This is a genomic window from Nocardia aurantia, assembly GCF_009604425.1.
Lineage (GTDB): Bacteria > Actinomycetota > Actinomycetes > Mycobacteriales > Mycobacteriaceae > Nocardia > Nocardia aurantia.
In genome coordinates, this window is record NZ_WEGI01000012.1 from 106,493 (window position 1) to 128,368 (window position 21,876).

Annotated in this window: 21 protein-coding genes; 9 read left to right on the top strand and 12 right to left on the bottom strand. The window is 68.0% G+C overall.

From position 1 onward, the window contains the following. The first annotated feature begins 32 nt into the window (after positions 1 to 32). The 7 genes from NRB56_RS26775 to NRB56_RS26805 all read left to right on the top strand — a co-directional run bounded on the left by NRB56_RS26775 (position 33) and on the right by NRB56_RS26805 (position 7,920). Positions 33 to 941 carry a LysR substrate-binding domain-containing protein gene (locus NRB56_RS26775; RefSeq protein WP_319943570.1) on the top strand — a complete coding sequence of 303 codons (909 nt, stop codon included), beginning with the start codon at positions 33 to 35 and terminating at the stop codon, positions 939 to 941. Positions 942 to 984: 43 nt separating this feature from the next. Continuing rightward, the gene (gene kdgD, locus NRB56_RS26780; protein WP_319943571.1) at positions 985 to 1,899 is read left to right on the top strand and encodes a 5-dehydro-4-deoxyglucarate dehydratase; all 915 of its coding nucleotides are present in this window, start codon (positions 985 to 987) and stop codon (positions 1,897 to 1,899) included. Between the two features lie 13 nt (positions 1,900 to 1,912). Next, positions 1,913 to 3,049 carry an L-talarate/galactarate dehydratase gene (locus tag NRB56_RS26785; RefSeq protein WP_153346955.1) on the top strand — a complete coding sequence of 379 codons (1,137 nt, stop codon included), beginning with the start codon at positions 1,913 to 1,915 and terminating at the stop codon, positions 3,047 to 3,049. A gap of 15 nt (positions 3,050 to 3,064) precedes the next feature. Continuing rightward, positions 3,065 to 4,522, top strand: a complete 1,458-nt coding sequence (locus tag NRB56_RS26790; RefSeq protein ID WP_319943572.1) for an aldehyde dehydrogenase (NADP(+)) — start codon at positions 3,065 to 3,067, stop codon at positions 4,520 to 4,522. A 55-nt stretch (positions 4,523 to 4,577) separates the two neighbouring features. Then, positions 4,578 to 5,771: a Fic family protein gene (locus tag NRB56_RS26795; RefSeq protein WP_153346957.1), complete on the top strand. Its 1,194-nt coding sequence runs from the start codon at positions 4,578 to 4,580 to the stop codon at positions 5,769 to 5,771. Between the two features lie 143 nt (positions 5,772 to 5,914). Further along, positions 5,915 to 7,162 (top strand): hypothetical protein, encoded by a 1,248-nt coding sequence (locus NRB56_RS26800; RefSeq protein WP_153346959.1) that lies wholly within the window; start codon positions 5,915 to 5,917, stop codon positions 7,160 to 7,162. After that, positions 7,162 to 7,920: an ESX secretion-associated protein EspG gene (locus NRB56_RS26805; RefSeq protein ID WP_153346961.1), complete on the top strand. Its 759-nt coding sequence runs from the start codon at positions 7,162 to 7,164 to the stop codon at positions 7,918 to 7,920. Before NRB56_RS26800 ends, NRB56_RS26805 begins: the two co-directional genes overlap by 1 nt. A 27-nt stretch (positions 7,921 to 7,947) precedes the next feature. Here NRB56_RS26805 and NRB56_RS26810 read toward each other — a convergent pair whose 3' ends face one another. From NRB56_RS26810 to NRB56_RS26825, 4 genes are all read right to left on the bottom strand, one after another. Continuing rightward, positions 7,948 to 8,277 carry a putative quinol monooxygenase gene (locus tag NRB56_RS26810; protein WP_319943573.1) on the bottom strand — a complete coding sequence of 110 codons (330 nt, stop codon included), beginning with the start codon at positions 8,275 to 8,277 and terminating at the stop codon, positions 7,948 to 7,950. Between the two features lie 110 nt (positions 8,278 to 8,387). Continuing rightward, positions 8,388 to 8,861: a hypothetical protein gene (locus NRB56_RS26815; RefSeq protein WP_227838384.1), complete on the bottom strand. Its 474-nt coding sequence runs from the start codon at positions 8,859 to 8,861 to the stop codon at positions 8,388 to 8,390. A gap of 52 nt (positions 8,862 to 8,913) precedes the next feature. Next, positions 8,914 to 9,492, bottom strand: a complete 579-nt coding sequence (locus tag NRB56_RS26820) for a DUF3558 domain-containing protein (RefSeq protein WP_319943574.1) — start codon at positions 9,490 to 9,492, stop codon at positions 8,914 to 8,916. 134 nt (positions 9,493 to 9,626) lie between these two features. Further along, positions 9,627 to 9,770 (bottom strand): hypothetical protein, encoded by a 144-nt coding sequence (locus NRB56_RS26825; RefSeq protein ID WP_153346963.1) that lies wholly within the window; start codon positions 9,768 to 9,770, stop codon positions 9,627 to 9,629. A gap of 178 nt (positions 9,771 to 9,948) precedes the next feature. Here NRB56_RS26825 and NRB56_RS26830 point away from each other — a divergent pair, with 178 nt between their 5' ends. Then, complete coding sequence (locus NRB56_RS26830; protein ID WP_153346965.1) at positions 9,949 to 11,295, top strand: carotenoid oxygenase family protein; 1,347 nt, start codon at positions 9,949 to 9,951, stop codon at positions 11,293 to 11,295. A 57-nt stretch (positions 11,296 to 11,352) separates the two neighbouring features. Here the strand turns inward: NRB56_RS26830 and NRB56_RS26835 are convergent, their stop codons facing one another. The 3 genes from NRB56_RS26835 to NRB56_RS26845 form a co-directional block, all read right to left on the bottom strand. Then, a complete protein-coding gene (locus NRB56_RS26835; RefSeq protein ID WP_019932822.1) occupies positions 11,353 to 11,589 on the bottom strand; it encodes a hypothetical protein in 237 nt (78 codons plus the stop codon). Positions 11,590 to 12,082: 493 nt separating this feature from the next. Further along, complete coding sequence (locus tag NRB56_RS26840) at positions 12,083 to 13,339, bottom strand: amidohydrolase family protein (RefSeq protein WP_153346967.1); 1,257 nt, start codon at positions 13,337 to 13,339, stop codon at positions 12,083 to 12,085. 9 nt (positions 13,340 to 13,348) lie between these two features. Beyond that, on the bottom strand, positions 13,349 to 14,530 hold the full coding sequence (locus tag NRB56_RS26845; RefSeq protein WP_319943575.1) for an amidohydrolase family protein: 1,182 nt from the start codon (positions 14,528 to 14,530) through the stop codon (positions 13,349 to 13,351). 205 nt (positions 14,531 to 14,735) lie between these two features. Between NRB56_RS26845 and NRB56_RS26850 the strand changes: the two genes are divergently transcribed. Beyond that, positions 14,736 to 15,683, top strand: a complete 948-nt coding sequence (locus NRB56_RS26850; RefSeq protein ID WP_319943576.1) for an ATP-binding protein — start codon at positions 14,736 to 14,738, stop codon at positions 15,681 to 15,683. A gap of 168 nt (positions 15,684 to 15,851) precedes the next feature. Here the strand turns inward: NRB56_RS26850 and NRB56_RS26855 are convergent, their stop codons facing one another. The 5 genes from NRB56_RS26855 to NRB56_RS26875 form a co-directional block, all read right to left on the bottom strand. Beyond that, positions 15,852 to 16,562, bottom strand: a complete 711-nt coding sequence (locus NRB56_RS26855) for an ABC transporter ATP-binding protein (RefSeq protein ID WP_153346969.1) — start codon at positions 16,560 to 16,562, stop codon at positions 15,852 to 15,854. A gap of 1 nt (position 16,563) precedes the next feature. Further along, positions 16,564 to 17,463 (bottom strand): ABC transporter ATP-binding protein, encoded by a 900-nt coding sequence (locus tag NRB56_RS26860; RefSeq protein ID WP_153346971.1) that lies wholly within the window; start codon positions 17,461 to 17,463, stop codon positions 16,564 to 16,566. Next, on the bottom strand, positions 17,460 to 19,343 hold the full coding sequence (locus NRB56_RS26865; RefSeq protein ID WP_153346973.1) for a branched-chain amino acid ABC transporter permease: 1,884 nt from the start codon (positions 19,341 to 19,343) through the stop codon (positions 17,460 to 17,462). Before NRB56_RS26865 ends, NRB56_RS26860 begins: the two co-directional genes overlap by 4 nt. Further along, positions 19,340 to 20,311 (bottom strand): branched-chain amino acid ABC transporter permease, encoded by a 972-nt coding sequence (locus NRB56_RS26870; protein WP_153346975.1) that lies wholly within the window; start codon positions 20,309 to 20,311, stop codon positions 19,340 to 19,342. The genes NRB56_RS26865 and NRB56_RS26870 overlap by 4 nt, the downstream gene beginning before the upstream one ends. Positions 20,312 to 20,487: 176 nt before the next feature. Then, a complete protein-coding gene (locus tag NRB56_RS26875) occupies positions 20,488 to 21,702 on the bottom strand; it encodes a branched-chain amino acid ABC transporter substrate-binding protein (protein ID WP_319943577.1) in 1,215 nt (404 codons plus the stop codon). Positions 21,703 to 21,876 lie beyond the last annotated feature (174 nt).

Consider the following 21,876-nt stretch of genomic DNA (forward strand, 5'->3'; position numbering starts at 1 on the left):
CCGGTATCAGTAGAGGGCTCTAACCTGGCGTCGTGACCGACCACGGCAAGCTGTCCTCCATGTTGTCCCTGGAACAGGTGCGTGGTTTCGTCGTGGTCGCCGAGGAGGGCAACTTCCGGCGCGCGGCCGAACGCCTGCAGATGACCCAGCCGCCGCTGAGCCGGCAGATCCAGAAACTGGAACGCGATATCGGCGTGCTGCTGCTGGACCGCACCCAGCGCCAGGTGGTGCTGACCCCGGCCGGCGAGGCGTTCCTCGCCGAGGCCCGGCGGCTGCTGGCCCTCGCGGAGGCCGCGCCCGGCACCGCCCGGCTGGTGGCCGCGGGCCACACGGGAACCGTCCGCATCGGCTTCACCGCCACCGCGGGCTTCGGTTTCCTGGGTGGCTTCCTCAACCAGATCAGCAACGCGCTGCCCGAGGTGGAACTCACCCTCGGCGAACAGGTCAGCGCCGAGCAGTTCGGCGAACTGGCCAGCGGCAGACTGGATCTGGCGCTGGCCCGGCCGCCGTTCGACCGGGTCGAGTTCGACGGCCGGCTGGTGCACCGCGAACCGCTGGTGCTCGCCGTACCGGAGTCGCACCGGCTGGCGGCCTCCGGGCCGCTGGCGATCCGGGAGCTCGAGGGTGAGCGACTGCTGGTGTACGCGCCCGGCCCCGCACGCTATTTCGCCGAGTTGACGGCGCGGACCCTGGCCGGGATCTCCTACGACACCGCCGACCGGCTCACCCAAGTGCACACGATGCTGGCCCTGGTGTCGGCCGGTCGCGGCCTGGCGCTGGTCCCGGAGACCGCCGGGCATCTGCATCCGGACGGGGTGCGGTATCGCCCGCTCACCGGCGTGCGCGAGCATGCCGAGCTGTACGCCGTCTGGCGGCGGCGCCCGGCCAATCCGGCCCTGCGGCGCGTCATCGATCTGCTGGAGACGTGGCCGGACTCCTGAGCGGCCCGTCGCCCCGGAAACCTTGTGTCAGAAAGGAATACCCGTGTCACAGATATCCGCCGCGGACCTCGGCCCGGCACTGGGCCGTGGCCTGTTGTCGTTCCCGGTCACGCACTTCGACGCCGAACTGCGGTTCGACGAGGCCGCCTATCGGGAGCACATCGGCTGGCTGGCCGGCTACGACGTGGCCGGACTGTTCGCGGCCGGCGGCACGGGCGAGGGCTTCTCGCTGACCACCGCCGAGATCGATGCGGTGGTGCGGGCGGCGGTCGCCGAGATCGCCGGCCGGGTGCCGGTGATCGCGCCCGCCACCGCCGGCACCGCCGTCGCGGTCGAGCAGACCCGCAACGCCGAGGCCGCCGGCGCCGACGGCATCCTGCTGATGCCGCCGTACCTCACGGAGGCCGGGCCCGACGGACTGCTCGAACACGTCGCGGCCGTGTGCGCGGCGACCTCGCTCGGCGTCATCGTCTACAGCCGCGCCAACGCCAAGATCGACGACATCACCGTGGCCCGGATGGCCGACCGCTGCCCGAATCTGATCGGCTACAAGGACGGCGTCGGCAACATCGAGACCATGACCCGGGTCCATGCCCGGATGGGGGAGCGGCTCACCTACATCGGCGGGCTGCCGACCGCGGAGACCTTTGCCCTGCCGTATACCGAAATGGGCGTCACCACATACTCTTCGGCGATCTTCAACTTCGTGCCGGAGTTCGCGCTGCGGTTCTACGACGCGGTGCGCGCGCACGACCGCGAGGCCGTCTACGCGGCGCTGCGCACCTTCGTGCTGCCCTATCTGGACATCCGCGACCGCCGGCCGGGTTATGCGGTGTCGATCATCAAGGCCGGGCTGACCGCCGTGGGCCGGCCCGCCGGGCCGGTCCGCCCGCCGCTGACCGATCTCACCCCCGGTGAGCTCGCCGACCTGACGGAACTCATCAAAGCCGTTGCCTGAGAGGGACTTTCCGATGACCATCGCATCCCCGGTACTGGACCGGATCACCGGCGTGCAGATCTCCTCGGTCATGCTGCCGCTACCCACCGGAATCAGCGACGCCAAGGTGCTCACCGGCCGGCAGCGGCCGATGACCGAGGTCGCGGTGCTGTTCGCGGAGATCCGCACCGAGGCCGGGCTCGAGGGCATCGGCGTGAGCTATTCCAAACGGGCCGGCGGCCCCGGCCAATTCGCGCACGCGCGGGAGATCGCCCCGGTCCTGCTCGGCGAGGACCCGAGCGATATCGCCAAGATCTGGGACAAGCTGATGTGGGCGGGCGCCTCGGTGGGCCGTAGTGGCCTGTCGGTGCAGGCCATCGCCGCCTTCGACGTCGCCCTCTGGGATCTGAAGGCGAAACGCGCCGGCCTGCCGCTGGCGAAACTGCTGGGCGCGCACCGGGATTCGGTCCGCACCTACAACACCTCCGGTGGCTTCCTGAACGCGCCGATCGAGGAGGTCCTGGACCGGGCCACCGAATCGGTCGCGAACGGCATCGGCGGCATCAAGATCAAGGTCGGCCATCCCGACCATCGCGTCGACCTGGCCCGGGTCACCGCGGTCCGCGAGAAGATCGGCGACGCGGTGCCGTTGATGGTCGACGCCAACCAGCAGTGGGACCGTCCCACCGCGCAACGGATGTGCCGCGCCTTCGAGCCGCTGAACCTGGTGTGGATCGAAGAACCGTTGGACGCCTACGATTTCGCGGGCCACGCGAAACTGGCCCGCACCTTCGACACCCCGATCGCCACCGGCGAGATGCTCACCAGCGTCGCCGAGCACGCGGAATTGATCCGCGCCGGAGTGGATATCGTGCAGCCGGATGCCCCCCGGGTCGGCGGCATCACCCGCTTCCTCGAGGTCATGTCACTGGCCTCGCGCGAAAATCTGCAACTCGCACCGCATTTCGTGATGGAGGTGCACGTGCACCTGGCCGCCGCGTATCCGCTGGAGCCCTGGGTGGAACACTTCGAATGGTTCGACCCGCTGTTCGAGGAGCGGCTGGAGATCAGCGACGGCCGCATGCACCTGTCCCCCCGGCCGGGACTCGGTGTGACGCTGAGTGATCAAGCGCGAGCCTGGACCGTCGCCGACCACGAGATCCGGGCCTGACCGATGGAGGAGAACGTGACCGAACTGCCCGCCGAAACCGATCCCGCCGAGATCGACCGGATCGTCACCGCCGCCGTCGCGGCCGCCGCGGAACTGGCCCGCACCACCCCGGCCGAACGCGCCGCCTGGCTGCACGCCGCCGCCGACGCCCTGGACGCCGCCGCCGGCGAACTGATCGAACTGGCCGCCGCCGAAACCCACCTCCCCGCACAGCCCCGGCTGCGTGGCGAGTTGGTGCGCACCGTCTTCCAGCTGCGACTGTTCGCGGAGGTGCTCACCGACGGCGAATTCCTGCGCGCCACAGTCGATCACGCCGACCCGGCCTGGCCGATGGGCCCGCGACCGGACATCCGCCGCACGGTGGTACCGATCGGCCCGGTCCTGGTGTTCGCGGCGAGCAACTTCCCGCTGACCCTGAGCGTCGCCGGCCACGACACCGCGGCGGCGCTGGCGGCGGGTTGTCCCGTGGTGCTGAAGGCCCATCCCGGGCACCCCCGGCTGTCCGCGCGGGTCCGCGACCTCCTCGTGGCCGCGCTGACCGGCGCCGGCGCGCCCGCGGGCACCTTCGAGAACATCTACGGCGTCGAGGCGGGCGCCGTCGCGCTGCGGCATCCCGGCGTCGAGGCGGCCTCGTTCACCGGTTCGGAGGCCGGTGGGCGCGCCCTGTTCGACATCGCCAACGCCCGCCCCCGCCCGATCCCGTTCTACGGCGAGCTGGGCAGCGTGAACCCGGTGGTCGTGACCCCCGGCGCGGTCGCGGCCCGTGGTCCCGAGATCGCCACCGGTTACGTCGGCTCGTTCACCCTCGGCGCGGGCCAGTTCTGCACCAAACCGGGCCTGCTGCTGCTCCCCGCCGGCCACGGACTGGACGAGGCCCTGACCGCCGCCGTGAAAGCCGTTCCGGCGCAACAGATGCTGAACGATCGCATCGCCGCCGGCTTCCGCTCCGGCGTCACCCGCCTCGACGACCACCCCGCCGTGACCGTGCTGGCGGCCACGGAATGGGGCGCCGACGCCTACCTCCCGACCCTGCTGAAGGTCGCCGCCGCCGATTTCGCGCCCGACACCCTGGGCCGGGAGTGCTTCGGCCCGGCCTCGATCGTGATCGAATATCGCGACATCGGCGAATTGCGTTCGGTCCTGGAGGAACTCGACCCCGGCTTGACTGCCACCGTGCACGCCGAACGCGACGAGGCCGACACCGTGCACGCCCTGCTCCCCACCCTGACCCGGCTGGCCGGCCGCCTGATCTGGAACGGCTGGCCCACCGGCATCACGCTGTCCTGGGCCCAGCAGCACGGCGGCCCCTACCCCGCCACCACCGCACCCACCTTCACCTCCATGGGCACCGCCGCCATCGACCGCTTTCTGCGCCCCGTCGCCTGGCAGGACTTCCCCGACGAATTCCTCCCCCCGGCCCTCCAGGAGGCCAACCCGTGGCAGTTGCCCCGCCGGATCGACGGGAAGCGCTGAGCATCGCGAGGACTCTTATACTCACTTTTGCCAAAAGTGAGTATACTGGCCGTTAATGTCATCAGTTGACGTGTGGCCGAAGGTCCAGTGGGAGGAATATCTCTGGGTTCCTACGCTTCCCGCCGAGTTGGTGTCACGACGGGTGCGGGAGCGTCATCGCGGGCCCTACCGGGCGGCAACGGTGCCGCTGATCGCGCGACAGCGGGTCGTTCTGCCGAGCGCGGTGCTGGCGGCAGCCGAGGAGGCGTCGATCGATATCGCTCGCTTCGACGCCGAGGCGGGTGCGATGGTGGCACCGTTCGGTGCGGTCCTGCTGCGTTCCGAATCGTCATCGTCATCGCGTATCGAAAATCTGACTTCGGGCGCAAAAGCCATTGCCCTGGCCGAACTCGGCGCCACCGACCAGCGCAATGCGGTGGAGATCATCGGCAATGTGCACGCCATGCAGACGGCGATAGATCTGAGCGACAGCCTCGACGAGGATCTCGTCCTCGCCGTGCACGCTGCGTTGATGACCGGACATGAACCCGCCGCCGGACAGTGGCGAACCCGGCAAGTCTGGATCGGAGGCGACAACTTCGGCCCGCACGGCGCCGAGTTCGTGCCACCGCATCACGACCGGGTACCCGCCGCGATGGCCGACCTGATGGCCTTCACCAGACGGGACGACATCCCGATCTTGGTCCATGCCGCGCTGGCCCACGCGCATTTCGAAACCGTGCATCCCTTCACGGACGGCAACGGTCGGACCGGCCGGGCCCTGATCCATTCGATGCTGCGTACCCGGCAACTGACCCGGAACGTGACGGTGCCGATCGCGGCGGGTCTGCTCACCGATGTCACCACCTACTTCGCCGCCTTGACCGCCTACCGGAACGGCGACCCGGTTCCGATCGTGACCAGGATGGCGGAAGCCACTTTCGCGGCATTGACCAACGCTCGCCTTCTCGTCTCCGAGGTCATCGAGATCCGGCGAGAATGGGCTGCGGCCGTGAATGCTCGGCCGCAGGCCACGGCTTGGCGAATCGCCGATCTCGCACTGCGCCTGCCTGTTCTCGACGCCGAGACGATCGCGCGAGAACTGGATCTCCCTCCCTCGAACGCCGTTCGAGCGCTCGACCCTCTCGTGGACGCAGGTGTGCTCACCGAATTCACCGGCAAGCGCCGGAACCGGATGTGGCAGGCGCGCGAAATACTCGACGCCCTCGACGCTTTCGCGGCTCGTGCCGGCCGTCGCAGTCTCGGCTGATCCGGGTTCATCCGATCGGGTGATTCGAGCGGCTCACTTTCGCTCCGTTCGATTGTTGTAAAATCGGCGCGGCCGGATGTGTCAGGGGCGGGCTCGTGGTCGTGCACGCCACGAGGCCGATCGGGATCGGACGGGGTGGGCGAATGTCGATCGAGAATGAGCGGCCGAGCATCGGCAACGGCGGGGAGAATCCGAAGAGTCTCTCGCACTGGGACATCTACCGCGCGTTTCATCCGCTGGACACCACCGATGCGCACAACGCGGGGGAGAGCTATCGGAAGATCGCCACCGGGTGGAGCGACGCGGTGCGGGATTTCGGTGCGCGCATCCTGCGTTCCAGCGCGTCGGCCTGGGACGGGCCCGCCGCGCAGGCGTCGCGGGAGGCGATCGCCAATTACGTTGCCCGCGCGCATGACCTGACTCCGGCGTTGCAGGCGCTGGCCGATCGGGTAGGCGCGGCGGTGGAGTCGATCAACGACACCAGAACCAAACTGCCGGAGCCGGTTTCGACCGTTCCGGCGTGGGATTACAAGGGGTGGACGGTCGGTCCGCTGTCCGGGTCGCACGCCAAGTCCAAGATCGACCATGCCCGCGACGAGGCGCAGCGGGTGATGGGGACCAATTACGTGACGCCGTTCGGGCGGGTCGACGGGGAGATTCCCGTCCTGCCGACACCGGTGAGCCCGGCCGCTCCGCTGTTCACGTTGCCGGACAGCGGTTCCGGTCCGGGCGGGCGCGACGGGGATGGTGCGGTCGTTCGGCCGGGGGCGGATGTGGTTCGGCCGGACGAGTCCCGAGGACCCGAAAGCGTTGACCGGGAGCAGGATTCGCCTGTCCCATCGGACGGGGCGGTGCCTGCCGGTGCCTCGAATTCGCCGGCCGATCCGGGAGCTGCCGCGGACCGTCTCGCGAGCGCCGGATCGGATCTGCCCTCGACTCGGGCGGCCGGGATCGAGGCGCCGGGCTCGCCCGGCGACTCGGTGAGCGGGCTCGGTGGTTCGAGAGCCGGGACGTGGTCGGGCGGTCCTGGCGGTGGACTCGGAACCGGCGGCCCGGGCTTCGCCGGGCCCGGGGTTGCCGGTCCGGGGCTCGCCGCTCCGGAGGTTGCCGCGCGGGGGCGCAGTGTGCCGGGCGTCGGAGGTGCGCCGGCCACGACTGCGCGCGGGTCCGCGCTGCGCGGGGGAGGTGCCGCGGGCGTGCCGGGTGTGGGGATGCCCGGGGGAAGGGCGCGCTCGGAGGAGGACGAACGGACTCGCCGGCTCCCGGAGTGGTTGCGTACCGGGGAGAATGCCGCCGAACTGCTCGGCCCGGAGCCGAAGACGTTGCAGGACGGGGTGATCGGCACCGAGGACGACGAGCCGCCCGTGAGTGAGCAGCCGGGCGGTGAGTGATGTCCGAATGGACTTGGGAGCCGGACGATTTCGCGGCGTTGTGGACAAGCGATGCCGATGATCGGTTCCCGTTTCCCCTGGGGTATCTCAGCCGCTTCCGGACCAACGGCGAGGTGGCGGCGCACCGGCGATCGGTGCGCCGCCACTACGACGCCGACGAGACCGAACTGATCCAGCTCGCGCTGCACACGCTCGCCGCCGCCGACCTTCTCATCGAAATCATCGGTGTCTCAACCGTATTGGGCGACGGCGAGCAGCAGGAATATCGAATGGTGGGCGGCCGTACCGCGTATCACGCGGTGCTGCTGTCGCAGACGGTCGCCGCGGGTGTCGAGGGAACGATTCGCTGTCGGCTTTTTCGCCCGGACCTGCTGCCCATGCGCACGGCGCGTCTGCTGCCTGCCTTCCCGGCGGGAGGCGGGAAGCCGGACACCTTCCACATCGATGATCTGCGACCCGAGGTTCTCGCGAATCCCGCGCGGAACGAGGCCGCGGAGCGGTTCCGGCGCAGGTTCGACCGGCCGGCCGCGGGTGGGGGGAGTGTCATGCTGCGCACCGGCGCACAACACGGCCCGACCGCGCCGCGGTATGCCGCACAGTGGCTGGATCTGGTCGGCGACGGCCGTTACCTACAACAGCGCACTCGGGAACATGCGTCGATCCGCCCCGCCACTCCGGAGGAGATCACCGCACTGCTCACGTCGTGGATCGAACGGACGCTGGAACGTCTGCGTGCCGCGGCCTACGAGAACCGCTGATGCCATGGCGTGCATTGTGGCCTGCCGTCAGCGTGAACCGTCGGGCATTCGGTCCTGGACGTGGACGGCATGGCCGTAGAAGCCCGCGGGTTGCTCGGCCAGGAGTTCGAGGAAACGCTGGGTCACCTCGGTGACCGGGTCGGAACGGGTGGCCGTGTCGTGAGCTTCCTGGTCGATCCACAGCTCCGTCACCCAGAGCGCATCCGGGTCGTCCAGCGCGGTGTTGACGGTGTAGGTGAGCAAACCGCTGTCGTCGCCCGCTGCCAGCGCCGATTCCTTGATCAACGCGATCACCTCGTCACGCCGACCGGGCAACGCGATCATTCGCCCGAACACGCTGAACATCGAACCCGCCACGCGTTCGCCCCTTTCACCGGAAACACTCTCGAAGCCAGCCTACTGGTCTTGTAGAAGATGGGGCCCCGAGCCGCCGACCCCGTTCGCTCCGGACGACGGTGACGGCGTAGTCAGCGGTCCTCCGCGCCGACCGGGCTGGTGGGCATGTTCGCCATCAACTCGTTGTAGCGCGCGGCGAACTCCTGATCGGCCTGGATGTATCGCTGGGCGATCGCGCGATGTAGTTGCTGGAGATCGTCGACGATCCGATAGTGCTGCTCGAGAGTGTCGTGCACGTTGTTGGACGAGTCGCTGGAGGAATCGACCACCGCAGCTTTCGATCTGAAGCGGCGAACAACCAGTTTCGCCGAAGTGAGCACGGCCTGGTCCTCGCCGAGGCCCCAGCGCTTCTGGTTGGATATGTTCGTGGCGATCGTCTGTAATCGCCTGATCTCGGTTTTGAACGCTTCACAGTCTCGCTCGATGTAAGCGAATTCCTCTGCGTTGACGCGTACATCATCGCTGAGGTGCACGCTGAGGAGACCTTTTTGCGCATCGGCAATGAGCTCAGCGAGTGGGCCTCCGGGTGTAGCGTCATCACTCACGTACGCTGCCTCCTACTCGATCTCGCCCGAACATGTTGAGGGCAACTACTTTTCAGGTTCCTGACGCGATGAGTGGCGCTAGCTTGGTCGCCAGCCCTTTCGCGATGTCGCAACTCTCGAGCCGCCCCGTTTTTCTGCTCGATGCGGGGTTGTCGATGGAGATCTCGAGGCTGCCCCCCTTCATCTCCAGGTTCAGCAGACAGAAGGCCCGATGATCCGGTTGATCGACATCGTGATAGCTGAGCGCCCGACGGTCACCTATGACCATCTCGCCAGCGACTGCGAAGCCGATGTTGGACCGCACCATGGGCAGCGTGATGTTCGTTGTGCGGATGGAGGCGCCGTAGCCGTCTGCCGCAGCGTAGATGCAGCCGCGCCACTTCGCGCCGCCCGAACCATCCGAGTCCGCATTGGTCGCCTTGTGGTCGAGCCCCTCCGAGTCCAGCACGGATGTCGGAATGTCGTGACACGGATCGAATCCCGTGGGCGCTTGCGCGGCGAGAGTCGTTGTCGCTGAGGTGCTTCGGCCGCTCGGACTCGTCTCGCCGCCTGAACCCGACGATCCACATCCCGCCGCCGCGCCTACGACCAGAGCCGTTGTCACCATCGTGACCGCGAAACCCGCCCGCATGTTCGCCCCCTTCTCTACGACTCACCGGGTCGGATGGACCGACGATAGCATTCCGCCCGCCGCGGCCAGGCGGTTCCGAACTGCCGCACACGGTGCCGCGAGTCCGGCGAGGTGAGACCCGGTGACCGGGTGGGCTATTGCGTCGCGAGGTTGGCCAGCAGCAGGGCGCCGACCACGCCGATCAGGATGGGGATGCCGAGGTGGCCCGCTGTGCGGCTGTAGTCGATGGTCGACCAGAGCACGATGATCGTCAGGGTCGCCAGGATCAACTTCTTCATGAATCCTCCCCGGTGCCTGTGCATTCCAGGTTACAAGGTTTGTATTCGGTTGCGCTACAGGGGGTTCCGGAGACGGTACCGACCGGGCGGGACTGGGCGCAGATATTCCACTATTGACAGGTCTCTATGAGAGGTTCTACGATTGACATGCCATAGTGGAACGTCTGACTGGAATTCGATGACCGTGCACGAACTGCCCGAGTACCTGCGGGGTGACCTCGCACCCGTTCCCGACGAACTCGAGGCCTTCGACCTGCCGGTCGAGGGAGCCTTGCCACCCGAATTGACCGGTCGCTACGTGCGCAACGGGCCCAATCCGCGGACCGGCGCCGATCCGGGGCACTGGTTCCTCGGCGACGGGATGTTGCACGGGGTGCGGCTGCGCGGCGGGCGGGCCGAGTGGTATCGCAACCGGTGGGTGCGGACCAGTAGATTCACCTCGGGGGCGCCCTTCCTCCGGCCCGATCTCACCGTGGACCGGGCCGCGAACGCGGCCAATACCAACGTGATCCGGCATGCCGGCCGGCTGTACGCGCTGGTCGAGAACGGGCTGCCGTACGAGGTGGACGCGGAGCTGGGGACGGTCGGGGCATGCGATTTCGGCGGCCGGCTCACCACCGCGATGACCGCGCACCCGAAGGCGGATCCCGTCACGGGTGAGTTGCACTTCTTCGGGTACGGGTTCGCCGAGCCGTATCTCACCTACCACCGGTTGTCGGCGGCCGGCGAGCTGGTGCACAGCCGGGTGGTCGAGGTGCCGGGACCGACGATGATGCACGATTTCGCCATCACCGAGAATTATGTGGTGTGGCTGGACCTGCCGGTCGTGTTCGACCCGGTCCGGGCCGCACGCGGCGGGATGCCGTACGGCTGGGACGACGGCTACGGCGCCCGGCTCGGGGTGATGCCGAAAGCCGGCGGCGCGGTCACCTGGTACGAGGTGGATCCGTGCTACGTGTTCCATGTCGGCAACGCGCACGAGCGCCCCGGCGGGGTGGTAGTCGTGGACGCGGTCCGATATTCGAGGGAATCGTTCGAGCGATTCTGGTCCGGCGCGGAAAATTCAGCCGCGCCGGGGCCGTACGACGCCCCGGCGAACGCGGAAAACGGTCCGGTTCTACACCGCTGGACAATTGGTGGGATTGGCACTGATGATACTCGGGTCGCCGAGGAGAAACTAGACGAGCTATCGGTGGAATTTCCTACCATAAACGATTTGCGGACCGGTTTGCCCGGTCGTTATATCTATGCCGTCGCCGATACCGAAATCGTGAAATATGATCTCGCCCGCGGGGCCGTCGCCCGATATTCCGCGGGCGGCCGGGCGGGGGAGGCGGTCTTCGTTCCGGCGGCGGAGCCCGGTGCCGCCGAGGACGACGGGTGGTTGTTGTCGCTGGTGTCCGGCTCGGACGGAGCCGAGCTGCGGGTGCTCGACGCCACAGGGCTCGCCGAGGTGGCGTCGGTGCGGCTGCCGTGCCGGGTGCCGGCCGGTTTCCACGGGCACTGGCTGCCCGATCTCCCCTGATCGGACGGCGGAACGCCCGGTCCATCGGTGATGGACCGGGCGTTCGATGTCGTGTGCTTATTCCGGCGGGGGCACGACGACGTTGTAGTAGCAGCCGCCGTTGCTGCCGCCGCTACCGCTACAGCTGCCCGGAGGCGGGCCGTCGTGGCGCATGCCGTCGATGTACTGTTCGTCACCCTGGCTCACGGGCACTGCCAGCACCGGGGCGGCCAGCGCCGTGACCGGCGCGAGAACTACGAAACCGGCGAACGCCGTACGTGCCAGGCGCCGCTTGATACTGGTCGTCGAGCTCACATCAAACTCCTCTCCATCCGATACACCTCGTCGTGCGATGGAAATGCGGTTTCGGTCAGCACATGCTGCCTCCGCTGCCACTACACGGCCTCGGGGGCGGTGGCGGCGGCGGTCCGGGCATGCCCGGATACGGCGGCGGCGGTTGGGCGATCAGTGGCGCCGCGGTCGCGACCATAGGGAGAACGACCATGAGACCGGCGACAGCGATCCTGGCCAAACGTCGATCCGTGCTGCTGTTCTGCACTCCGCATCTCCTCCTTCCGGAAGGTATTCGGAACTCATAGAACAGACCGGTACAACGCATTCCACGGTAGACCGCAAATCAGCGCCGATCAATAGCGGGGAATTACTGCGGACCGCGCCATTGCATTTATGTAACATCATTCTTCCGGTGAAATACAAAAGATGATTCTCCGGATTCGGGCGAATGACATGGACGGGATACGGCGACGGCCCCGGCACCACCTGGGTGCCGGGGCCGTCGGGGGATCGGTCAGCTCGCGACGCGCTCGGCGTACATCGCCGCCCACTCCCGGCGGGAGCGGATCGACAGGTCGACGTCGGTCGCCTGGGCGCGCAGCGCGCCCACGGTGGCCTGTTCCTTCGGGATGTGCGCGAACGGATCCCACTCCAGGAAGCGGCAGGCGTTCTCCCACGTGATCTTGTTGATGTCCTCGTCCGAGGCGCCGGCGGCGTTCAGCTCGTTGAGCACGAACTCCGGGGCATCCGGCCACAGCGAATCCGAGTGCGGGAAGTCGCATTCCCACGCGATGATGTCCATCCCGACCTTGTCGCGGTAGGTGAGCGCGGTGGGATCGGTGACGTAGCAGGCCATCACGTGCTCGCGGAACACCTCGCTGGGCAGCTTGCCGCCGAAGTCGCGGCGCAGCCACTTCTGGTTGGTGTAGTGGCGATCGGAGCGATCCAGGAAGAACGGGATCCACCCGATGCCGCCCTCGGACAGCGCGATCTTCAGGCCCGGATAGGTCCGGAAAGCCGGGCCCCACAACAGATCCTGCACGGTGATCTGGGAAACCGTGGGCGCCAGGCACATCAGGTTGTCGATCGGCGCGTCGGGGGCGAGACGCAGTGCGCCGAAACCCATTCCGATGTGCAGGTTCATCACCGTGTGGTTGTCCTGCAGCGCCTGGAACACCGGGCCCCAGTAGTTCATGTCGAAGTAGCTGGGCAGCCCCTCGAGATGCGGCAGCTCCGGCATCGACACCGAACGGCAGCCCTTCGAGGCGAGCCGCTCGATCTCCGCGACGGCCAGCTGCGGATCCCACAGCGGGATGATGCCCAGCGGGATGAACCGGCCCGGGTAGGCCCCGCACCACTCGTCGACGTGCCAGTCGTTGTAGAGCTGGATGATCTGGACGGTGATCTCGTCCTTGACCTTCGCGAGATGTCCGGCGCTGAAGCCCGCGTACGTCGGGAAGCACATCGAGGCGAGTACGCCGTTGGCGTTCATGTCCCGCACGCGCTCGTGGATGTCGTACACGCCAGGGCGCATCTCGGCGTAGCCGGCGGGGTTGTGGTCCCACTCCTCCGGCGGCCAGGAGACGACCGCGTTCAGGCCGGTCACGCCGACCGGGTTGCCCCGGTACATCCAGCGGTCGACACCCTGGTCGTCGACGATGACCCGCGGCATCACGTCGGCCAGCTTGGCCGGAGTGTGATTCTTGAACATGTCCGGCGGCTCGACGACGTGGTCGTCGATGCTCACCAGGATCAGATCATTGATATCCATGCGTCCTCACTAGACCTTCAGCAGGCGAGCCAAGTTGCCGCCCATGATCAGGGCCTGGTCCGCCTCGGGCAGGTCCTTGAGCTCGTGGATGTAGCGGGTCGGCTCGGCCAGGCCCTCCGGGTGCGGGTAGTCGGAACCGAACAGCACGTGATCGGCGCCGAGCAGGTCGGCCAGCGCGCCCAGGTCCTCCTCCCAGAACGGGGAGATGTAGAGGGCCTTCTTGAGCGCGGCGACCGGATCCTGGAAGCCGAAGCCCTCCGGGGCCTTCTTGTAGACGGCGGCCAGCTGCTCGAACAGGCCGGGCACCCAGGTCGCGCCGTTCTCGATGACGGCGAACTTCAGGTCCGGGTGGCGGAACAGGGCGCCGTGGCATACCCACGAGGCGACCGCGTCGCGGATCGGGGCCCACTCGTTCATCATCTTGAAGACGTTGGTGACGAACGGCAGCATCTCCTGGTTGCCGCCGTCCCACTCCGCGGCGTAGCGGGCGTAGCCGCTGTCCGAGGAGTGCATGGTGATGAGCACGTCGAGCTCGACCGCGCGCTTCCAGAACGGGTCGAACTCCGGCAGCGCGAACGAGCGGGTGCCGCGGAAGCCGGGCACCGGCGCGGGCCGCACCAGGATCGCCTTGGCGCCGCGCTCGACGACCCACTCCAGCTCCTCGATCGCCTTGTCGACGATCGGCAGGCTGATCACCGGCACGGTGAAGATACGGTTCTCGTAGTTGAAGGACCAGGTCTCGTACAGCCACTCGTTGAGGGCGTGCACGACCGCGTGGATCAGCTCCGGGTCGTCCTTCATCCGCTCCTCGAGCAGGCTGGCGAGGGTCGGGAACATCAGCGCGCGATCGATCTGCAGCTCGTTCATCAGCTCCAGGCGCGGCGCGGGCTCGCGGAACGCCGGGGTCGCCTTGATCGGCTTGCCGAAGATCTCCCGGCGGCTCTTGCCCTCCGGGTTGCCGTTCTTGAAGTACTCCTCCATCGCGCCCGGGGCGGCGACGACCTCGAAGGTCGGGTTGGGGATGTACTCGCTGATGTGGCCACGAATCGCGATCTTCGTCCGACCGTCGACCTGGACGTACTTGACCGCGTTCGCGTACTTCTTCGGCAGGAACTTGGTCAGCGCCTCCGGCGGTTCGTACAGGTGATTGTCGGCGTCGAAGAGCTGGTAGGGCAGGTCACTCTGGGACACGAAAGCCTCCGGGTTCGGACTGTTCTGAGAATCTCATTCTCCTATGGCGAGCATCATACTATCGCGCGGCCTCGAGGGTTTGGGCAACTGCCCAGGATCGATCCGGTGTACCCGGGGTGGTGTCGTCGACGGGGGTTCCGACCGGCTACAGTGACGCCGAGTTTGAATACGAAAATCGTTTCCAACTGGGAAGGGGTACGCGGCGGTGAAGATCGCCTTCGTCGGCAAGGGTGGTAGTGGGAAGACGACGCTGTCGTCGTTGTTCGTCCGGCAGCTGGTCGCGCAGGGCGCACCGGTCCTGGCGATCGACGCCGACATCAATCAGCACCTCGCGGCGGCCCTGGGCGCCGACGAGGAGGAGGCGGTGACGCTGCCGACCCTCGGCGAGCATCTGCCGCTGATCAAGGACTACCTGCGCGGTGACAATCCGCGGATCGCGACCGCGAGCGCGATGCTCAAGACCACCCCGCCCGGCCGCGGCTCGCGGCTGATCGGGGTGCCGGAACCCAATCCGATCTATACCGCCTGTCTGCGCGAGGTCGGTGGCGCGCGGCTGATGGTGACCGGGCCGTTCGCCGACGAGGACCTCGGGGTGTCCTGCTACCACTCCAAGGTCGGCGCGGCGGAGATGCTGCTCAACCATTTGGTCGACGGGCCCGGCGAATACGTGGTGGTCGACATGACCGCCGGGGCCGACGCATTCGCCTCCGGCCTGTTCACCCGCTTCGATCTCACCGCACTGGTCTGCGAGCCGACCCTGCGCAGCGTCGGGGTGTATCGCCAATACCTCGGCTACGCCAAGGATTTCGGCATCCGGATCGCGGTGGTCGGCAACAAGGTCTGCGACGAAGACGATCTGGCGTTCCTGCGCGAACAGGTCGGCGACGACCTGCTGTGCTGGATCGGCCGTTCCGGGCACGTGCGGGCCGCCGAACGCGGGGAGATCCGGCCGATCCACGACCTGGAACCGCAGAACCTGGACGCGCTCAACACCGTTCGCGCGGAACTGGACTTCGTCGTGCGGGACTGGAACGAATACCAGCGCCAGGCGGTCGAATTCCACCTCCGCAACGCCAACGCCTGGGCAGGCGCGGAATACGCCGACCAGGTGGACCCGGATTTCGTGCCGGGTCCGGAGATCCGGATCGGCTGAGCCGCCTCGTGTTCGATCCGGGTCCGGCCGTCCCCTCATCGGCACGGCCGGACCCGGACGACTCGAGCCGGCCCGAATCCGGCTTCAGCGCAGGCTTGTTCGGCCCGCGATCGCCGAGTCCGGCTGCCCGGCAATCGGATCCGGCGGGTATCCATCCCGCGGCATCGCTCAGTCCTCTCCGAGATAGGCGCTGCGGACCCGGGTGTCGGCGAGCAGTTCGGTTCCGCTGCCCGACACCGTGATCCGGCCGATCTCCAGGACGTAACCGCGGTCGGCCAGGGACAGGGCGGCGTGTGCGTTCTGCTCCACCAACAGGATGGTCGTGCCGGCGGCGCGCAGCGAATCGACCGTCTCGAGAATGCGCGCGGACATCAGCGGGGACAGGCCCAGTGAGGGTTCGTCGAGCATCAGCAGTTTCGGGCGGCTGAGCAACGCGCGGCCGATGGCGAGCATCTGCTGTTCGCCACCGGACAGGGTGCCCGCCGCCTGGGTGCGACGCTCGCCGAGGATCGGGAACATCTCGTAGACGTGCGCGATATCCGCGTCGATCTCCCGGTCCCGCCGCAGGAAGGCGCCGAGCCGCAAGTTGTCCTCGATGGTGAGATCGCGGAAGACGTGCCGCCCCTCGGGAGAGTGGGCCAGCCCGAGCGCCACGATCTCGTGCGCGGGCCGGCCGTGGATCGGCCGGCCGTCGAACCGGATCGTGCCCGCCTCCGGCCGTTGCAGGCCGGACAGCGTGCGCAGCGTGGTGGTCTTACCCGCGCCGTTCGCGCCGATCAGGGTGACGATCTCACCCGCGTCCACCTCGAAACTGATCCCCTTGACCGCGGTGACCGCGCCGTAGGCGACGTGCAGGTCCTCGACCTGTAGCAGTGCCATCTCAGCCCTCCTCTCCGGCAGTCGGTGCGGGATTGCCGTGCGGGTGTGCCGTATCGGCATCGTCGGCGTCGGCAGTGTTCTCCGCCTCGGCCGAGCCGGCCGGCGCGGCGGGGCCTTCTCGGTCGGCCGAGGCCGGCGTCCCGAGGTACGCCTCGATCACCCGTTCGTCGGCCTGCACCTGTTCGGCATTGCCCTGCAACAACTTCCGGCCGTTGATGAGGACCACCACGCAGTCGCAGAGCCCGAAGACGAAGCGCATGTCGTGCTCGATCACCAGGACCGAGACGCCGCGATCCCGGATGGCCAGCACCAGGTCTCGCATCTGCCGCGTCTCGGCCGGATTCATCCCGGCGGTCGGCTCGTCCAGCAGCAGGACCGACGGGTCCGAGGCCAGTGCGCGGGCGACCTCCAGCCGGCGTTGATCCCCGTAGGGCAGGCTGCGAGCCGGTGATTCGGCGTGCTGGTGGATGCCCGCGAAATCCAGTAGTTCGCGAGCCAGTGTGCGCGTGGCCTTTTCGGTGTGCCGGTACCGCGGTCCGTACCCGATCGCCGAGAACAGCCCTTGCCGAGTGCGAATGTGGTTGCCCACCATCACATTTTCGGTGACGGTCATGTTCGGGAACAGCCGGATGTTCTGGAAGGTGCGGGCCAGTCCGGCGCGGGCCGCGGCGTGCGGTCGCGGCGGCAGCGGTACGCCACCGACCAGGACCTGCCCGGAGCTCGGCCGGTACAGGCCGCTGAGACAGTTGAAGAAGGTGGTCTTCCCGGCGCCGTTCGGGCCGATCAGGCCCACGATCTCGCCAGGGCCGACGGTCAGGTCCACGTTCTCGACCGCGGTGAGCCCGCCGAACCGCATGGTCACCCCCCGCGCCTCCAGCACCGGAGCGGTCGCCGCCGTCATGCCATCACCTCCGTGTGCTTCCCGGGCGTGCCGGCCTGTCGCTCCTCCGCCGCGACGGCCTCACGGGCCTGTTCCTCCGCGATCTGGTCCTCGTGGAATTCCATGCTGCGCCGGCGATCCGGCACCAGGCCCTCTGGCCGGAACCGCATCATCAGGATCAGGGTGATCGCGAACAACAGCAGCTGTTTGTTCTCGAAGAACTGCAATTTCTCCGGCACCAGATACAGCACGGCGGCGCCGAGCAGCGGGCCGCTGATCGTGCCCATGCCGCCGAGCACGACGGCGGCCAGCAAGAACGCCGAATTCGGCGGTGCGGTCCCGGCGAACTGGTACTGATCCGGCGTGGCCGTGGTCGTCACGTGCGCCTGAATCGTGCCCGCGAGCCCGGCGAGGCTCGCGCCGAGCCCGAACGCCAGCAGTTTGAGCCGGAAACCGTTGATGCCCATGGCCGCCGCGGCCATCTCGTCCTCGCGGATGGCCACCCAGGCCCGGCCGATCCGGGAGTTGCGCACGTGCGCGTAGATCAGCGCGACCACGGCGATCAGCGCCACCAGCAGCAGGTAGTAGTTGCCGAACCGAGTGAGCGTGATGCCGAGAACATGATGCGATTTCCCGAAGTCCCAGCCGAACAGGTCCAGATCCGGGATCGCCGGAATTCCGTTGGGACCGTTGGTGAGATCCGGCCCGGAGACGCCGTTGAGGTTGTTCACGGTGATCCGGAAGATCTCGCCGAAGCCGAGCGTGACGATCGCCAGGTAGTCGCCGCGCAGCCGCAGCGTCGGCGCGCCGATCAGGACGCCGAAGATCACCGCGACCACCGTGCCGAGCAGCGCCGCACCCCAGAACGGCAGTGTGACGTGCGCGAACCGGGAGAACGCCGACCCGGACACCAGTGCCGCGGTGTAGGCGCCGACGCCGAGGAACGCGACGTATCCCAGATCCAGTAACCCGGTGAGCCCGACGACGATGTTGAGACCCAGTGCGGCGGTACCGAAGACGAGGATATTGTCCGCCGTCGTGGTGTAGGTGTCGTCGTTCTGGAGGACCACGAAGACCACCGCGGCCACCACGGTCGCCAGGCCGGTCGCCCTCCGATGCCTGGCAGTCAGCGCGCTGAACCGCTCGGTCAGCCCGGCCCGGACCAGTGCCCACCCGGCGAACCCGACAGCGAGCGCGTACGCGAGGAACGCCTCGGTGCTGTCGGTGTCGAGCCCGTAGTCGAACAACACCATGGCGACCAGAACCACGCCGAAGACGGTTGCCAACTCGATGATCACCGTCCGGCGCCACGGCAGGGCCGATATCTGTCGTACCGGTCCGGCTTCCGTCTCTTGCCGCGATTCTGCTGCCGCCGGTCGCCCAAGCGCGGCCTCCGCTCGTTGCCGTGGCGCGGCCGATGTCCGCGATCGCGCCGTGTCCGAGTTCGGTTGTCGTGCTGCGGTTGTGGTTCGCTGCTCGGTCGGTAGCCCGAATGCGCCTGCCACGGTGAGGAGTGTGCCGATTCCCGCGACGGCGGCACCCGGCTCCCAGTTGGCCAGTCCGCCCAGTTCGACGGCGATGGCCAGGAGTGTGTACCAGGTCGACGCGGCCAGCGCGAGGGTGAGCGCGCGTAGCGGCCGCTCGAAACCGCGTGGCGCCAGCGCTCGGAGCACCGGCACTCCGATCGCGCCCAGTGCGAAGATCAGTACCACCAGCGCCGCCGCGAGGGTGATCAACTGGTTGCCACCGGGATATCCGGTCACGGTGAGGTTGCCGGGGAAGCGGCGGGTCCAGGTCCAGGCGGTGAAGGTGGAGCCGAGCGCCACGCCTGCGCCACCGAATATCAGTCCGTAACCCAGCCGGGGTGGTAACCCGAAGCGGGAGAACCTGATTCGCTTCATGCGCGATCTCCCGCCGAGGTGCCGACGAGGCCCTGCGGCCGCACCAGCAGCACCACGATCAGGACCACGAAGGCCCAGACGTCGCTCCACGCGCCGCCGCCGAACTGCGCCACCGCGTGGATGTGCCCGAGACCGCCGGCGGCCAGCGATTCGACCACGCCGAGCAGCAGTCCGCCGAGCATGGCGCCCTGCACACTGCCGATCCCGCCGAGCACGGCGGCGGTGAACGCCTTCAGCCCGGCGATGAAGCCCATCCCGAAGCTGACCTGCCCGTACTTCAGGCCCTGCGCCAGGGCGGCCACCGCCGCGAGTGCCGCGCCGATCGCGAAGGCCAGTGCGATGAGCCGGTCGGTGTCGATGCCCATCAGCCGGGCGGCGTCAGGGTCCAGCGCCGTCGCCCGCATCGCCCGGCCCAGCCGGGTGCGGGCCACGAACCAGGCCAGCGCCGCCATGCATATCGCCGCCAGCACCACCGTCACCACGTCCGCACGCTGGATCACGATGCCGCCCAGATGGATCGGGCTGCCGGGCAATTGCGGGAACACCTGCGGCTGGGAGGCGCCGAAAGCCGCCTTCCCCGCGGCATTCTTGCCCGGATAGAACAGGAAGGTCAACTGCTGCAACGCGATCGACAGGCCGATCGCGGTGATCAGCGGCGCCAGCCGCGGCGCGTGCCGCAGCGGCCGGTAGGCCAGTCGCTCGGCGGTCAGCGCGACCGAAACCGATACGCAGACACCGGCTATCAGCAGGATCGGCAGCACCAGCCAGAGACCGGCGTGGTGCAGTGCGGGCACCCAGGTGTACACGAACAGCGCGCCGAAACCGCCGAGCATGAAGATCTCACCGTGCGCGAAGTTGATCAGGCCCGCGATGCCGTACACCATCGTGTAGCCGACCGCGATCAGGCCGTACAGGGCGCCGAGGACGACGCCGCCGGTCAGGAGCTGTAACAGCTCGGTGGTGCTCAAGGGGTGGTCCTCCGTGGATCGAGAAACGTTCGCGGACAGCCGGATCCCGCCGCACCGGCGGGCGCGACGGGATCCGGCTCAGCGGCCGGCCGGCAGGCGGCCGATCAGCGCCCGACCGTGTGCGGCACCGGCCGCGCGACCGCGCACCGGGCCGACTGCGTGATCGGGTGCGGGGTTCACTGCGCGACCGTGCCCACGGTCGTCCACTTGCCGTCCTTGACGGTGTTCATCACCATGGTGCGGTTCGTGGTGTCGCCGTACTGGTCGAATGCCACCGTTCCGGTCAGGCCCGGGAAATTCACCTGTTGCACAGCCGCTTCGATCGCGGCGCGGCCGGGCACCTTGCCGCCGTTGGCCGCGGTCGCCGCCTTGACGCCCTGCAGGATCGCGGTGGTGGCGTCGTAGGAGTACGGGCCGAAGATGCCGTACGGCTCGGCGAATCCGGCGGCCTTGTACGCGTCGATGAACCCCTGCTGCTCGGCGGTCTTGCCGATCGGCGCGCCCGCGGTGACGACGTCGTCGCCCTCGGCGGCGGGCCCGGCCAGCTTGATGTACTGCTCGTCGTACACCGCGTCGCAGCCGAGCAGCGGGATGTTCACCCCGGCCGCCTTCAGCTGCTTGGACAGCGGCCCGGCCTGGGGGTACTCGCCGCCGAACAGCACGGCCTGCGCGCCGGAATTCTTGATGTCGTTCACGACCGCCGAATAGTCGACCGCGGCATCGCTGACCTGCTGTTTGGTGACGATCTGGCCGCCGAGCGCGGTGAACTTGTCGGTGAAGTTCTGTACCACGCCCTGCCCGTACACCTTGCCGTCGTCGACCACGGCGACCTTGGTGAGCTTCAGCGTGTCGTGAGTGTAGATCGCGACCGCCGGCGCCTCGAGCGCGTCGGTCGGGATCGTGCGGAAGTAGTTCTTGTGCGGCCGGGCCTTCGCGGTGGTGTAGTTCGCGCCCTGGGTGAGACTGGGATTGGTGTTGGCGGGCGACACCTGGACCAGGTCGGCGCTGTCGAGGGTCGGGATCATCGACTGCGCCACCGACGAGTTGTACGAAGCCACAACACCGACCACCGCGGAATCGGCGGCGAAGGCCGCCGCGTTCTGCTGCCCGATACTGGCCTGCGCCTGATCGTCCTTGGCGACCAACTGGAACTTCACACCCGGCACCAGGCCGTCCTTGTTGGCCTTGTCGACGGCGAGCTGGGCCGAGTGCTGCAACCCGAGGCCGACGGCGGACAGATCGCCGGTCAGCGGCGCGTCGAACCCGATCTTCAGCACGGTGCCACCGCCGGAGTCGCCGGCCCCGTGCTCGTCTCGGGAACCGCATGCCGCGAGCGCGAGGCACACGGCCAGCAGCGGCACGCCCACTCGGGCCACATTCCTGGTGTGCACAGTTTCCTCCTGAGGTACGAACGATGCACGGACCATAAGCGGCGGAACGGCCGGGGATTCTGTTTTCCCGAACAACATTCCCCACGGCCGCATGTCCGGCCGGACATAGATTTCCGATCTGCGAATCGTTCGGATGAACGACGCCGGAACGTCTTTCGAGTTCCGGGACCTGTG